This is a genomic window from Paraburkholderia sp. SIMBA_027, from assembly GCF_046535315.1.
Taxonomy (GTDB): domain Bacteria; phylum Pseudomonadota; class Gammaproteobacteria; order Burkholderiales; family Burkholderiaceae; genus Paraburkholderia; species Paraburkholderia tropica.
Genome location: NZ_JAWRWY010000010.1, coordinates 143,883 through 157,754, shown reverse-complemented (window position 1 = coordinate 157,754; position 13,872 = coordinate 143,883). Strand labels below are relative to the sequence as shown.

The following is a 13,872-nucleotide window of genomic DNA, read 5'->3' as shown; positions in this document are numbered from 1 at the left end:
TCATGCCTGCTCAACACGCTTCCGAGACCGGAAACCTGTCTCTGCGCGCGGCGCCGCGCTTCAATGTGCGCCAGTTCGTCAACGTGGTGCCGCCGTCGATTGTCGTGCTCGTCGCGCTGCTCCTGTTCTGCCTGTTCTTCAGGCCGGTCCTGCTGCAATGGCCGTTCCAGATGGTCATCGCGCGGCAAGCCGCCCCGCTCGGGCTCGCCGTGGCCGCGCAGATGATCGTGATGCGCTGCCGCTCGATCGACCTGTCGATCGGCGGCGTGTTCGTCCTCACCAACTATCTGATCACCTCGGCACCGCTCAACGAGCTGTCGGCGCCCATGCTGATCGCCGGTGCGCTCGCCGTCGGCGCGCTCGTCGGCCTCGTGAACGGTTTGCTGATCACGCAGTTCCGCGCGTCCGCCGTCATCGCCACGCTGGCGATGGCATCGATTCTCACCGGCACCGTGTTGTTCCTGAGTTCGGGCAGCAGTCCCGGCTCGGTGCCCGACTCCGTGCAAATGCTCGGCAGCGCGAAGATCGGCATCGTGCCGGTCGCGACCGTGCTCTGGGTCGCCGTGCTGGTGCTGCTTGCCATTCCGCTGCGCCTCATGGTGTTCGGGCGTCTGCTGAAAGCGGTCGGCAGCAATCCGGCGGCGGCAGCGCTTTCCGGGCTGCCGGTGGAAGGCGTGTTCATTGCCTCGCACGTCGCGGCCGGGCTGCTCGCCGCGGGCGGCGGCCTCCTGCTCTCGGGCTATGTGGGCGTGAGCACGACCAGCGTCGGCGCGGATGTGGTGATGAACTCGATTGCCGGCGTGATTCTCGGCGGCATCACCTTCGGCGGCGGACGCGGCGGACTCATCGGCCCCGGCGCGGCTGCCTTCGCGCTGACGCTGCTGTTCAACGTGCTCAACGCGTACGGCGCGGGCGAGTCGGGCAAGCTCATCGTTCAAGGCCTTGCGATTGCGGGCGCGGCGATTCTCGCGGGCGTGGCGCGGCAAACACGCCGCTGAACGCCCGGCCCCGCCGGCCTGGCAATCGCGCCGGCCGGCGGCTGAATCACAGAACAGTTCCAGGGTTTCATTCATGGCTAAGGCAACGACACACTACGATTTCATCGTCATCGGCGCGGGCGCGGCGGGATGCCTGACGGCGGGCCGGCTCGTGCGCGACCATGGCGCGCGCGTGCTGCTCGTCGAAGCGGGCGCACCTGATCGCAATCCGCTCATCCACATGCCCGCGGGATTCGTCAAACTGCTGTCGAATCACGACTACATGACGTTCCACCGCAGCGCGAAACATCCGCATCTGAACGACCGTCAACCGTCGATCCCGCAAGGCAAGGTGCTCGGCGGCGGCAGCTCGGTCAACGCGATGGTCTACATTCGCGGTCAGGCGCGCGACTACGACGACTGGGTCTCCCTCACCGGCGACGAGTCGTGGCGCTATCAGGCCTTGCTGCCGCATTTCATCCGGCTCGAAGGCAACTCGACTTTCAACAATGCCGCGCACGGCGTGAACGGCCCGCTGAAGGTTTCCGATGGCGCCAATCTGAGCGACGTGTCGCGCGCCTTCGTGCTCGCGGCGCAACAGAACGGCCTGCCCTATAACCCGGACTTCAACAGCGGCACGCAGCGGGGAACGGGCTTCTATCAGACCACCACGTTTCAGGGACGCCGGTGCAGCGGCGTCGACGCGTTCCTCGCGCCGGTCATGAACGATGCACGCCTGACGATCCGCACCGGCGCACAGGTCACGCGCATTCTGATCGAGCAGAACGTGGCGAAGGGCATAGAAATTCAAAGCGGGACGCAGCGCGAACAGCTATTCGCGGATCAGATCGTGCTCACCGCGGGCGCGCTCGTGACGCCCAAGCTGCTGATGCTGTCCGGCATCGGCCCGGCCAATGCGCTTGCGCGCCTGAACATTCCGGTGATCGCGGATCTGCCAGGCGTGGGAGAAAATCTCCAGGACCATCATGAAGTGCCTGTGGTCGCATTCTGCAACGGGCGGCAAGGCTATTTCGGTCAGGACCGCGGCTGGAACCAGATTCGCAACGGCCTGCAATATCTCGCGTTCCGCAGCGGCCCCGTTGCGTCGAACGCCGTGGAAGCCGGTGCATTCTTCAATCCCGACGATACATCCGGCGCGCCGTCGATCCAGATGTTCTGCCTGCCGACCGTCTATCTCGACCCGGACGTGACGTCGACCAAGGCGGCCTACGGCTTTACGCTCAACAGTTGCGTGATGCGCCCGAAAAGCCGTGGCCGGGTCACGCTGCAAACGTCCGACCCGAGCGCCACGCCTATCGTCTATCCCAACTATCTCGAGCATCCCGACGACCTGCGCCTGTCGATTGCAGGACTGCGCCGCGCCGCGCAAATCATGCGCGAAGGTCCGCTCGCCGCGATGGTCGACCGGATCGTGCTGCCCGACGAACAGGCCGTCACGCACGCTTGCGCGGCCTCGGACGCAGCCCTGGCCGAGCATTGCAGACGCACCGTCAAGACCGTCTATCACCCGGCGGGCACGGCGCGCATGGGCGCGGACAACGACCCGATGGCCGTCTTGCGCAACGACATGACGGTGCGCGACATCGCGGGCCTGCGCGTGTTCGACACGTCGTCGTGGCCCACCATCATCAGCGGCAACACGGTGGCCACGACTTACGCCGTCGCCGATCGCGGCGTGGCGCTGATGATGGGCGAGACGCTGCCCGGCGCACTCCCCGCATGCCGGAGCACGCCCGCCGACGCCGCGCTGATGCCCGCGCTTTAAACGGTTGCGTCGATCGACACCCTACGTTCGATCGCTTCCCTATGATCAGGATCCCTAAGGTGTAAATACGTTATGAACGATATTCTCTCCTGCTTCGCGCCCGATTTGCTGGCCGGCAAGACCGCGCTGGTTTCGGGCGGAACGAGTGGCATCGGTCTGGAAATTTCTCGCGGCCTGGCGGGCCTCGGTGCACGCGTGACGGCGACCGGCAGCTCCGCCGAAAAAATCGCGCAACTCAAACGGGAACACGCCACCGACCGGCTCGAATTCGACAGCCTGAATGTGACTTCGCCGGCGTCGATTACCGCATTTGCCGAACGATTCGAACGCCTCGATATTCTCGTCAATTCTCAGGGCATTTCGCGGCCCGGCGACGAATACGACGACGCGACATTCCTGAACGTCATGGACATCAACCTCGTCAGCGCGATGCGCCTGTCGAGCGCCATGATGTCGCTCCTGAAGCGCTCGCAAGGCACGATCATCAATATCGCCTCGATGCTCAGTTATCTCGCCGACGAGGAAGTCCCCGCCTATTGCGCCAGCAAGAGCGGCATTCTCGGCTTGACGCGCGCGCTGGCGCACCGGCATGGGCGCGACGGCGTGCGCGTGAACGCCATCGCGCCCGGCTATCACCGCACCGCCATGACGCACGGGCTATGGAGCGAACCGCACGCCGCGACGAAGATTGCCGACCGGACCGCGCTCAAGCGCTGGGGCGAAGCCGACGACCTCGTCGGCGCGGCGATCTTTCTGTCGACGCCCGCTTCGCGTTACATCACGGGCGCCACGCTGGCCGTCGACGGCGGTTATGTCGTCGGTTGAGCGCATCGACGAAAACCATCGGCAACAAGACGCTGCGCCATTTATCGAATGCATTGCAAGGAAGGTCACTCATGTTGAAAATCGAAAGCGTCGACACCTATGTGCTCAAGACCGCACTGGACAAACCGTTCGCCTATTCGCAAGGATGGGTGACGGGCCGCTCAACCACCGTCGTGCGGATCCGCACCACCGACGGCATCGAAGGCTGGGGCGAAACGTTCAGCGTCGGCCTGCAACCGCCCGAAATCGCGGCGACCGTGATCGAAAGCGCGCTCAAGCCGCTGCTGCTCGGAAAGAATCCGCTCGACACCGAAGTGCTCTGGAACAACATGTATGTCCGCACGCGCGACTTTGGCCGTAAAGGCGTTGTGCTGGGCGCCATCAGCGCAGTCGATATCGCGCTGTGGGACATCTGTGGCAAGGTGGCGAACCAACCCGTATGGCAACTGCTGGGCGGCGCGTTCCGCCAACGTGTGCAGTGCTACGCGACCGGCTTTTTCCGCCCCGAGGGACAAGGGCAATCCGCCGCGATGGCCGCCGAAGCGAAGCGTCACGAAAGCGCCGGCTTCTCGATCATGAAGGTCAAACTGGGCTTCGGTCTGAATGACGATATCGCGGTCATGCACGCCATACGCGACACGCTGGCGCCCGAGACGCAGCTCATGGTCGACGTCAATCACGCATACAGTGCGAACGAAGCGATCCGTCTCGGGCGGGCGCTCGACGCGATGCGTCTGCGCTGGCTCGAAGAGCCGGTCGTTCCCGAAGATCTCGCGGGCTATCGCCGCGTGCGCGATGCGATCGACACGCCGATCGCCGGCGGCGAAGCCGAGTTTTCGATGTATGGATTTCACGATCTGTTCGCGGCCGGCGCAGTCGATATCGCGCAGCCCGATATCTGTCTCGCCGGCGGCTTCACCGCGCTCAGGCATATCAACGCGCTCGCGCAGGTTCACGGCGTGAAGGTCAATCCGCACGTTTGGGGCACCGCCGTCGGGCAGTACGCTTCGCTGCACATGATCGCCGCGACGCCGGACACGCACTATGCGCTGTACGCCGATCAACCGCTGTTCGAATACGATACGTCATCGCATCCGTTCAGAACGGCACTGGTCACGCAGCCTCTCGAACAGCGAAACGGATGGCTCGATGCGCCCGACCGACCCGGCCTCGGCTTCGAACTGGATCGGGCGTTCTTCGACAAGACCGCGATCCGCATCGGGCATTGAAAACGCTCTGTGCGAGGAGACGAACGTGGAAGACGCAACGACGCTGGACAACGAACGCTGGACCTTGAAGTGGCCGCACGGCGTGGCGACGGTCCAAGCCCTCGGCGGCATGCTCGCGCCGGTGCGATTCGAACTGGGCGCGGGACGCAGCGTCTCGCCGCTGCATGTCGCGCCGTGGGGAGACGATCCGGAGTGGCCCGGCCTCCTGCGCGCGCTGCGCGGCGAGTGGCCTTGCCTGCCGTTCGGGACGACCGACGCGCCGCCCGGTCTTCCGGAAGGCTTCGCGTCCAAGGTGGCCGACGACGAATGGCGGCACGGCTACAGCTCGAATCATATGTGGCGATGCGTCGAGCAGACGGCGCACGCGATCAAGCTACGCATCGACTATCCGCCTGAAAGCGCGATCGACTATCTCGAACGGCTCGTCGAAGCGCACCCGCACGAAGCGTCCTTGACCGTCACCCTGACGGTCCATGTGCGGCGTGACGTGACGCTGCCATTCGCCCTCCATCCGACTTTCGCGGTGCCCCCGGAAGGTGTCGAGGTGCTGGCATGCCCGTATCGCGCCGTCCATACGTATCCGGTCGCCATCGAGCCGGAGTTTTCGCAGATTCTGCGCAATCGGCGTTTCGATTCGCTGACGAAGCTGGACACCTGCGAGGGATCGTTCGATGTATCGCGTCTGCCGTTACCGCAGCAAACCGAGGAGCTCGTGCAGCTGGAGGCTTGCCAACCGCCCTTCGTGCTGCGTTACCCCGTTGACCGAGCGGAAGTCAAGCTCGACTGGAACACGGACGATTTTCCGGACGCCGTGCTCTGGATCAGTAACGGCGGCCGCAATTACGCGCCTTGGGCCAGCCGTAATTTCGCGCTGGGCGTGGAGCCCGTGAGCGGCTTCTTCGATCTGGGCAGAGTTGTGACGCCTTCAGCCGACCATCCGCTCGCGAGCCGGACAGGATTTGCCTTCACGGCTGGCACGCCGCGAATTATCCGCTATCGGTTGTCGGCCGCTGCTTACTGATTTGATTCGCCTGAGTCGCAAGCCGCTGATTCGTCCTCGTATCATTTGCCGGGACCAGATAATATGGATTACGAAGAAACTGTCACGCAAACCGCGACATCACGTCTGGGTCGGCACGTTGATGTATTCAATGCGCTGTTCGCCGATGGGTTCGCAGCGGTGGTGCTGGGTCAACCGCAGCATGGCCCGGCTGTTGAACAGGTCGTAGAGCAAAGCGCCGCGATCTCCGTGAAAACGAATGAATGTGATGACCTTGGCGATCCGGTCATCAGCGCCCTTTAACCGGCGACGAATCGAGGTCTCGCCGCCCCAGTGACTTTTAATGCAAAACGGTTAATTTTCGCGCCGAAGCAGAAAGGCAAACGTTTGCGATTTAAATCTGCGAACAAAGATTTGAAATTGTTATTTAACTGCGCTATTTTCGACTCGAAGCATCAACCGATGCTCGAGGCAGTGAAAAAAATAGAATCTGAGAGAAAATGATGCGCCTTTAGAAGGTAACCATCGACGAAGAAAACACCGCTGGCTCAGAGTCTCGGCACCAAAGGCGGCCGGGAATCTGACTTTACGAATTTGCCTGGCTTGCCCCCATCAGCCGCGGGTGTTCACGTTTGCGGCGTCAGAGAGAGATTTCAGACTGGCAATGTCGTGCGAATATCGGCGCATCTTGCCCGGCTAACCGGTGCGCCAGAAATGCGACCGCCAAGCACGCCACACTGAAACGCCGGACACGCATTCGCGACGCGCAAAGAATGTGTCGTAACATGCGCCGTAACGCGCGAGCAGATTGTGTAGACGGCGCATCGGCACGACTCGACGATCTGGCTCTGGTCCGTGAAGACGACTCAGGAGGGCATGGCCATGCCATCAGGAAAGTTTCGCGGTGTAACGACTGCAAACCTGCCGTACTCCTGCTTTTGCAACAAGGCACTGGCGCAGTATGCGAACCGGCGCATCGGCGCGGATCTGGCGCGACGTGGTTTCCTGGCGGACATGGCCGCGGCAATGCTCGTTACCGTTGTGCCCGAATTCGCACTGGCGCAGGGCAACGCCAGCCCGCCGGCCTCATCGCCTGTCACTACCTTCACGAACTTCCGGCTGTTCGACGGCAAGTCTGCTTCGCTCGTCGACGGGATGTATCTTATCGTTGAGGGAAAACGGATTTCGAAGCTCGAAAGAGGCCAGCCGCCGGCATCCAGCTCGGCCAGGACGGTGGACTGCGCGGGCAAGGTGATCATGCCGGGGCTCATCGACATGCACTGGCACTCCTTGCTTGCCGCGGTCCCCATCCAGACCATCCTGCAGGCGGACATGAGCTTCCTGTTCCTCGCTGCCGGCGCCGAAGCTCAGCGCACCCTGTTGCGAGGCTTCACGACTGTCCGCGATGCGGGCGGGCCCGCTTTCGCGCTCAAGCAAGCCATCGACACGGGCCTGATCAGCGGCCCGCGCATCTACCCGTCCGGCGCGATGATCACCACGACGGGTGGGCACGGAGATTTCCGCCTCCTCACCGACATACCGCGCACGACTGGCCAGATCAGCGCGGTGGAGAGAACAGGCGGCAGCGCGATTGCCGATACGGCAGACGAAGTCCGTTTGCGCGTGCGCGAGCAGTTCATGCAGGGCGCCACGCAGATCAAGCTGGTGGGATGCGGTGGCGTGTCCACGCCGCGCAGCCCGCTCGACATGCTGACGTTCACCGAACCGCAACTGCGAGCGGCTGTTGAAACGGCAGCGGACTGGGGAACATACGTGCTCGTGCATGCCTACACGCCCGAAGCCGTGCAACGATCGCTTGCCGCCGGCGTTCAATGCATCGAGCACGGCCATCTCATCGATGACAGGACCGCCGAAGCCATGGCGAAGAACGGGACCTGGTTGAGCACCCAGCCCTTCCTGACCGAAGAAGACGTGGCCCCATTGCCCCCGTCGGGCAGAGAAAAATTCATGGAAGTCACCGCGGGGACGGACAATACGTACAAGCTCGCGCGCAAGCACGGACTCAAGGTCGCATTCGGAACGGACCTGATTTTTTCACAGGCCCTCGCGACGCGCCAGGGAACCATGATCGGGCACCTCACCCGCTGGTATTCCGGTTCGCAGGCGCTGCGCATGGCGACGTCAACGAACGGCGAGTTGCTCGCCATGTCGGGGAAGCGCAATCCGTATCCGGCGAGGCTCGGGGTGCTTGAACCCGGGGCGTGGGCCGATCTTCTTGTCGTCGATGGCGATCCGCTTCAAAACATCGCCCTTCTAGCGGATCCGGACCGGAACCTGAAAATGATCATGAAAGACGGACTCATTTATAAGGACGCCATGCAGTCGTGACTGCTGCTCCGTGCCACTGCTTTTCGTGGCACTTTGCCGGTTTCGTGCCTGCAATCAAGCGCTATTTGAAAAGATCGGCGCGTACGGCGCCGTTGCGAGCGCCGCACGTCACGCCGGGTACTTTTCTCGACGCCGCTTGCCGCCCATCGATTTCGTTGGCGCAAAGGTGTTGGCGCTGCTGTCGACCGCCTTGAATTTGCCGCCTTCGATGAACGAACGCGGAGCCGCAACATCAAGACGGCGTTTCGTCAGTTATACAGTCCCGCCACGACCACCATAGATCTCGAAGAGCGCCCGAAAGAACCGGTGATACGCGGCCGAACGCGGGTCCCGGCGCACCGATGCGCGCAAACTCACGAGTGGCACACCTGGCGTGTAGTTGCGCCCTCGTCCGTACCCCCTCGTCCAACTTTCTCCCCACACCTCACCAACGGCAGTGAGGCTGCTGGCGTTCCGTGCGACGTCGATCTGGGCGTAGCACCAGAGTTGCCCCCAAATATTGGGCCAAAGATTCGCCGGAATCTGCATTCTTGAATACTTGATCTCGACGATGATGACCTCTGAAAACCGCTGGTTGCGGTAGACCAGATCCGGAGACGCGCGCAGTGGCTCACCATTGACGTTCAAACTATCGATGGTGAAGTAGTCCACATGATCTCTATCGCGCACATGCAAACCGTTGTGAATCAGACGCCAATCCGAATCAATGCTGCGCAGAAATCCGTTGTTGACGCAACAGGCTGCCTTTGTCCTCCTCTCGAGAATCTCCTGCTCCATCGCCTTCCCGCGCTCGCGGTCTTCATCGTCGCCAAACGCCTGGCCGTAGAGCGAATAAATCCACTGTGAGAATGCCGAAACCGTCGCTTCTGGTTTCTCCGGCCGCATCTTTTGCGCATGCCGAAGAAACTCCGAGGGCACCAGCTTGAACGTCGACGAAGCACGGTCGTCTGGCAGCCGCCTTACACCATCACCGGCGAAGCCAATCCCGTCTATTCTGCCCTTCTCCAGCGGATCTTTTGCCCATGCCGTGCCGAAGAGCACTTGCGCGCGCGCCTCTGCCGCCTGCTGGTCCATGCGGTCAAGACCGCGCGATCCCTTAGGCCAAAAATTGACAGAGCGCGCTGAAGGCCGCTGCGGTCCAACCAGCGGCGGCGCTTCTTCCTCTTCGGTTTCGTCGTCCCAATCTCTCATCGGCATTTCTCGAGTCAATGAACTTCACGCGCCGTTCACGGCAAGCAAGCCCTGATGGGCTCTTCACCGTCGCTGACGCCATCACAACCGCATTCCCGGTTAATCTGCGCGCGGTGTTCCCGATACGCCACTGATAAGCCCCATGCGAAACCCGGCCAAACCGCCGGCTCCCGAGATTCGTTAACTATTGTTAAGGGCCGAGATTCAGAATCGCGTTTGACTGACGAACGCTTACACTGGTCAACAGTCGGGCGCAGGTAATTCCATATGTTAGAGCGGGGTAAACGTGGCCTCCGGTACAAAATATTGGATTGCATCATTGCTCGCGGCAACCGTTTCGATGGCGCTGCCCGTTGCCCTCGGGGTGACATTGACCTGGCTCGCCGGACGACAGGCGCAAGTGCAGCACCTGAATGCGCTGGCGACCGATATTGGCCGACGCTCGTCCGAAACGCGCGACGAAGTGATGCGCGCACTGAGCGAGGTACAAAACGCGCGGCGTTCTGGATCGACAACTGTTGCCACTGCGCAAGACCCTTGCTCAGAGCGTGAATTGGCTCGCATGCGAAACATCATTGCGACAAAGCCGATGCTCAAAGGCATGGGCTACCTCGCCGACGGCGCGCTCCAGTGCGCCACGATGACAAATCTGGCGCAACGCCAACCATTGGGCCAACCGGAACGAATCGATTCGAGCGGGATGAAATCGTGGAGCGCCGTTAATCTGCCGTCCTTGCCGGGCACAACGTTCAACGTCAATGCGCGAGGCAACGATGCCATTTTCATTGCGCCGGGCGTCGTGCTCGATATCCTGCCTGAAACGTCGTCGGTGTCATTTTCGCACATCAGTTTCCCATCGCAATCCGTGGTCCGCTCTCACGGCTATTACGACCCGGCATGGACACGCCGATTCCAGCAAGGGGACACCCATTTTGTCGATAGAGATCGACTCGTTGTCGCCGTGCGCACAGAAAAAGAAAGCGACGTGATTTTTGCATCGATGCCCGTGACGTGGTGGCAAACGCTATCGGACGGACCTGCACGCAGCGCGATTCCGCTCTCCGTGCAGATCGGTGCCTTGTTGGCATTGCTCAGCTGGATTGCGATTGGCAGATACTTCTCTTTGTCGAATCAGATCAGGATCGCGTTGAAAAACGACGAGTTCTATCTGCTTTATCAACCCGTCATGGATTTACGTACGCTTCGATGCGTCGGAGCCGAAGCACTGATCCGCTGGAAGCGCCGTGACGGAAGACCGGTTGGCCCATCTGAATTCATTCCGGTTGCGGAGACGAGCAACCTGATCGTCAATATCACACAGAAAGTCATTGAACTGGTAGCGCGCGATGCCTCGCTGCTGATCAAGAACCATCCGGATCTGCATATTGCGATCAACGTCTCCGCAGCCGATTTGAACTCTGCGGAGACGCCTGCCAAGCTCAATGACATGCTTGCCGCGATGAATGCACTGCCGGAGAACATCGTTATCGAAGCAACGGAGCGCGGCTTCATGAATCCGGAGCAGGCAACGGACGTATTGCTGAACGTGCGCGCACAGGGATTCAAAGTCGCGATTGATGACTTCGGCACAGGGAATTCGAGTTTGTCTTATCTCGCCACGTACAAACTCGATTTTCTGAAAATCGACAGAATGTTCGTCGATTCCATTGCCACGACCGCCCCCACGCGCCAGGTGACGATGCACATCATCGAAATGGCACACTCGCTGAATCTGCAGATGATTGCGGAAGGCGTTGAGACTGTCGAACAACGCGACATTCTGCGTGCGGCCGGCGTGCAGTTCGCACAAGGGTGGGTCTTCGGCAAACCCATGCCCATCCAGACGCTGGCCGCGTTTGTGGCGGCCAATCCGGGCGTCTCGCCGCAGCCCGCGTAGTACGGAGAGATACGAGCATCCTTTGCGGGCAATACCGCTACTCGCTCTGCACCACAACGCTTACCCGCCGGTTCTGTGCGCGCCCTTGCGCACTGCTGTTATCGGCAATAGGGTGTCGCTTGCCCATGCCTTGTGCAACAACGCCTTCGCGCGGAATGCCCGAAGCCACCATCTCGTTCGTGACGGAGTCAGCCCGTTTCTGTGACAGCAGATCGTTATACGCGTCGCTGCCCACCGAATCGGTGAAACCCAGTACGCGCAGACGCGTCAATCCCACGGACTTGAGCGACGACGCCAGCTTTTTCACCACTTCGCGACTTTGCGAACTGAGTTCCGCGTCGTCAGTGGGAAAAAGCAGTTTTGCCGATAACCCAAGCGTCCAGCCTTCGTCGGTTTGCACGAAGCCCTCGGACTGCAAGACGGCAATCTGTGCCTGACTGAATCCCGTTTCCTTGGCCGCTGTCTGGCAGGCCGCAAGCGTGAATGCCACGCTTACGATGCTCATTAAACCGAAGAACCGGATCACCTTCGCCGCAACGATTGCGCGAAAATTGTGTTGCATACCATGCATATTAGTTCGCCGGGGAGTTGAACGAATCGATAAAGGGTGGAATGGATGCAGTCTGGTCTGCTTGCGCGCCAGCCTTCGAGCCGGTGTGCGACGCCGCCGGCGGGTCTTCCCGTTGGTCGTCTTGCCCTTCGCTGTGCGAGGTCGCGCCAAGCTGCCTTGTGGGCTTGCGCTGCTTCATTTCGTACATCGCGCGATCCGCGGCCCGCGTCAAGCCCGCACTGTCCAGGCCATCTTCCGGATAGACCGCAATGCCCACGCTCACCGACGCTGTGACGGTCCTGGCGTTGCCGATGTGAATCGGGTCGGCCATCGCCTGCGCGATGGATAACGCAATCTGCTGCGGTTCCTGAACATCCGTGATGGGCGATAGCACGATCACAAACTCATCGCCGCCAAGGCGAGCGACCATGTCATTGACGCGCACGCTCGAACGCATGCGCGAAGCCAGCGCTTTCAGCACATCATCGCCCGCATCGTGGCCATATTCGTCGTTGATGACCTTGAAATCGTTGCAGTCCACGTAGAGCACCGCGAGCCGTCCGTGCGTCGCGGCTGCCCCCTGTAACAAGACTTCGAATCGTTCGGTAAAAAATGACCGGTTCGGCAAACCCGTCAGGCTGTCATGCGCGGCGCGATGGCTCAGCGTCGCCTGTTCGGTTTGCATCCGCGCCTCCCAGACCTGCAACTCCTCCAGCAAGGCGTTGAAGTCCGTGGCGAGATCGTTGATTTCCGTGAGCCGCGAGCGCGGAACGCGCTGGTTCCACGCGCGCACCAGGCGAACCTGTCGCGTGACATTGGCGAGATTGCCAAGCGGCTCCACGATGGCCTTGAACATCCGGTGCGAGAGCGCCAGCATGCCAGGAATGCTCACGGCCACGCACAGCAGAATCCACGCCGCGCTTGAGAGAATGAATGCCACTTCGCGGTCGGGACGGCCACGCAGACGTACTTCGCCTACTTTCTGTTGACCGCTGACGACCGGAACGGTGATCTGGCTGGGTCCTAATGCGTGATAGAAGGAAGCGAATATCGGCAAGGGCGCCGCACCGGCAGCGTCGGTGGCGTCGCGCCAGGACACAAACGGCGCGCCATTGCCATCGAGCACATCAACCGTTTCCACTGCGTTCGCAGTGGCAATGCGCTTCACGATATCCATCGCGGCTGCCCGGTCATGGAAGACGACGGCCGCTTCCAGCGTGTAGGCGATCGAACTCGCCGTCAGCGACATATTCTCGATTGCAATATGACGCAATTCGATCAAGCCACCGCTCATCAGCAAGACATTCGATACGATCACGACGACCGCAACGCTCAAAACGTGCGCCCGGCGCAAGGCCTTTGCGAGCGGGATAGGCGTATGCCCCTTTTCCGGTTCATGCCTTGCTCTGCTCATTTCGCGCTCCCGGGCCGGCGCGCCAGCAACAATACTTTGGGATCGACGTGCAAGCCGCTGCGAGAAATCGCATCCAGATTCGCACCGAATAAAGCGGGATCCTGTTCGGCTTTCAGGCAGAACATCGCCCCCATATCGCATGCGACGGGAAGCGCGCCGACCGTCAATATGGGACGGTCCGCCACGCGGCGAAAAAAGGCATGGCGGTCGGCATCATCGAGTACGGATCGTGATGCGAAATAAATGACGTTGCAGTCGGCTTGGGGTTGCGCGCGGCCAGAAAGATTCGCTTGCGTCGTCACCGACAACGGTGGCGCCAGGCCGGCTCCCTGATCGCGAATCGACGGCGCCAGTCGCGCCATATCGGCCTCGTCACCCATCAGACATACGCGGAGTTTGTCCGACGAAACAGGCCAATGTGTAAAACGAATAATGCCCGTGATGACGCGCGCAATGGTTTCCCGCCGCTCGGCATCGCGCTCAGTGCCCGGAGCCGGTGTGGAGGCAGTCGGGATGGCCGGCGTTTGCGCGCGGCCCGGCGACGCGATGCCAACGCACAGCAATGCCAGCACCACGACAGCGGCAGGGATCCCGAGTTTGGCCATTTTTATGTCGACTGCATTATTCGATGAAGGCAGTTTCTGATTTCATCGA

Annotated in this window: 12 protein-coding genes; 8 read left to right on the top strand and 4 right to left on the bottom strand. The window is 61.3% G+C overall.

Going from position 1 to position 13,872, the window contains the following annotated elements:
• Positions 1-2 precede the first annotated feature (2 nt).
• From SB764_RS20025 to SB764_RS19995, 7 genes are all read left to right on the top strand, one after another.
• Positions 3-998 carry an ABC transporter permease gene (locus SB764_RS20025; protein ID WP_410864527.1) on the top strand — a complete coding sequence of 332 codons (996 nt, stop codon included), beginning with the start codon at positions 3-5 and terminating at the stop codon, positions 996-998.
• Between the two features lie 73 nt (positions 999-1,071).
• The gene (locus tag SB764_RS20020; RefSeq protein ID WP_410864525.1) at positions 1,072-2,763 is read left to right on the top strand and encodes a GMC family oxidoreductase; all 1,692 of its coding nucleotides are present in this window, start codon (positions 1,072-1,074) and stop codon (positions 2,761-2,763) included.
• 72 nt (positions 2,764-2,835) lie between these two features.
• A complete protein-coding gene (locus SB764_RS20015; RefSeq protein WP_110326280.1) occupies positions 2,836-3,588 on the top strand; it encodes an SDR family NAD(P)-dependent oxidoreductase in 753 nt (250 codons plus the stop codon).
• 71 nt (positions 3,589-3,659) lie between these two features.
• Positions 3,660-4,817, top strand: a complete 1,158-nt coding sequence (locus SB764_RS20010) for a mandelate racemase/muconate lactonizing enzyme family protein (RefSeq protein ID WP_410864522.1) — start codon at positions 3,660-3,662, stop codon at positions 4,815-4,817.
• A gap of 25 nt (positions 4,818-4,842) precedes the next feature.
• Entirely contained in the window at positions 4,843-5,838 is a 996-nt protein-coding gene (locus SB764_RS20005) for a hypothetical protein (protein WP_321941904.1), read from the top strand.
• 63 nt (positions 5,839-5,901) lie between these two features.
• Positions 5,902-6,120 carry a hypothetical protein gene (locus SB764_RS20000; RefSeq protein WP_111475076.1) on the top strand — a complete coding sequence of 73 codons (219 nt, stop codon included), beginning with the start codon at positions 5,902-5,904 and terminating at the stop codon, positions 6,118-6,120.
• Between the two features lie 552 nt (positions 6,121-6,672).
• Positions 6,673-8,166 (top strand): metal-dependent hydrolase family protein, encoded by a 1,494-nt coding sequence (locus tag SB764_RS19995; RefSeq protein ID WP_244144321.1) that lies wholly within the window; start codon positions 6,673-6,675, stop codon positions 8,164-8,166.
• A 252-nt stretch (positions 8,167-8,418) separates the two neighbouring features.
• On the opposite strand, the gene SB764_RS19990 is transcribed toward SB764_RS19995, so the two are convergent.
• Positions 8,419-9,357 (bottom strand): hypothetical protein, encoded by a 939-nt coding sequence (locus SB764_RS19990; protein WP_410864519.1) that lies wholly within the window; start codon positions 9,355-9,357, stop codon positions 8,419-8,421.
• A gap of 319 nt (positions 9,358-9,676) precedes the next feature.
• On the opposite strand from SB764_RS19990, the gene SB764_RS19985 reads away from it, so the two are divergent.
• On the top strand, positions 9,677-11,254 hold the full coding sequence (locus SB764_RS19985) for an EAL domain-containing protein (protein WP_410864517.1): 1,578 nt from the start codon (positions 9,677-9,679) through the stop codon (positions 11,252-11,254).
• 37 nt (positions 11,255-11,291) lie between these two features.
• Here SB764_RS19985 and SB764_RS19980 read toward each other — a convergent pair whose 3' ends face one another.
• From SB764_RS19980 to SB764_RS19970, 3 genes are read right to left on the bottom strand one after another with little or no spacing between them, the layout of a single operon-like run.
• A complete protein-coding gene (locus SB764_RS19980; protein ID WP_410864515.1) occupies positions 11,292-11,816 on the bottom strand; it encodes an OmpA family protein in 525 nt (174 codons plus the stop codon).
• Between the two features lie 10 nt (positions 11,817-11,826).
• Positions 11,827-13,218 (bottom strand): diguanylate cyclase domain-containing protein, encoded by a 1,392-nt coding sequence (locus tag SB764_RS19975; protein WP_410864513.1) that lies wholly within the window; start codon positions 13,216-13,218, stop codon positions 11,827-11,829.
• Positions 13,215-13,823, bottom strand: a complete 609-nt coding sequence (locus tag SB764_RS19970; RefSeq protein ID WP_410864511.1) for a YfiR family protein — start codon at positions 13,821-13,823, stop codon at positions 13,215-13,217. The genes SB764_RS19975 and SB764_RS19970 overlap by 4 nt, the downstream gene beginning before the upstream one ends.
• Between the last annotated feature and the right edge of the window lie 49 nt (positions 13,824-13,872).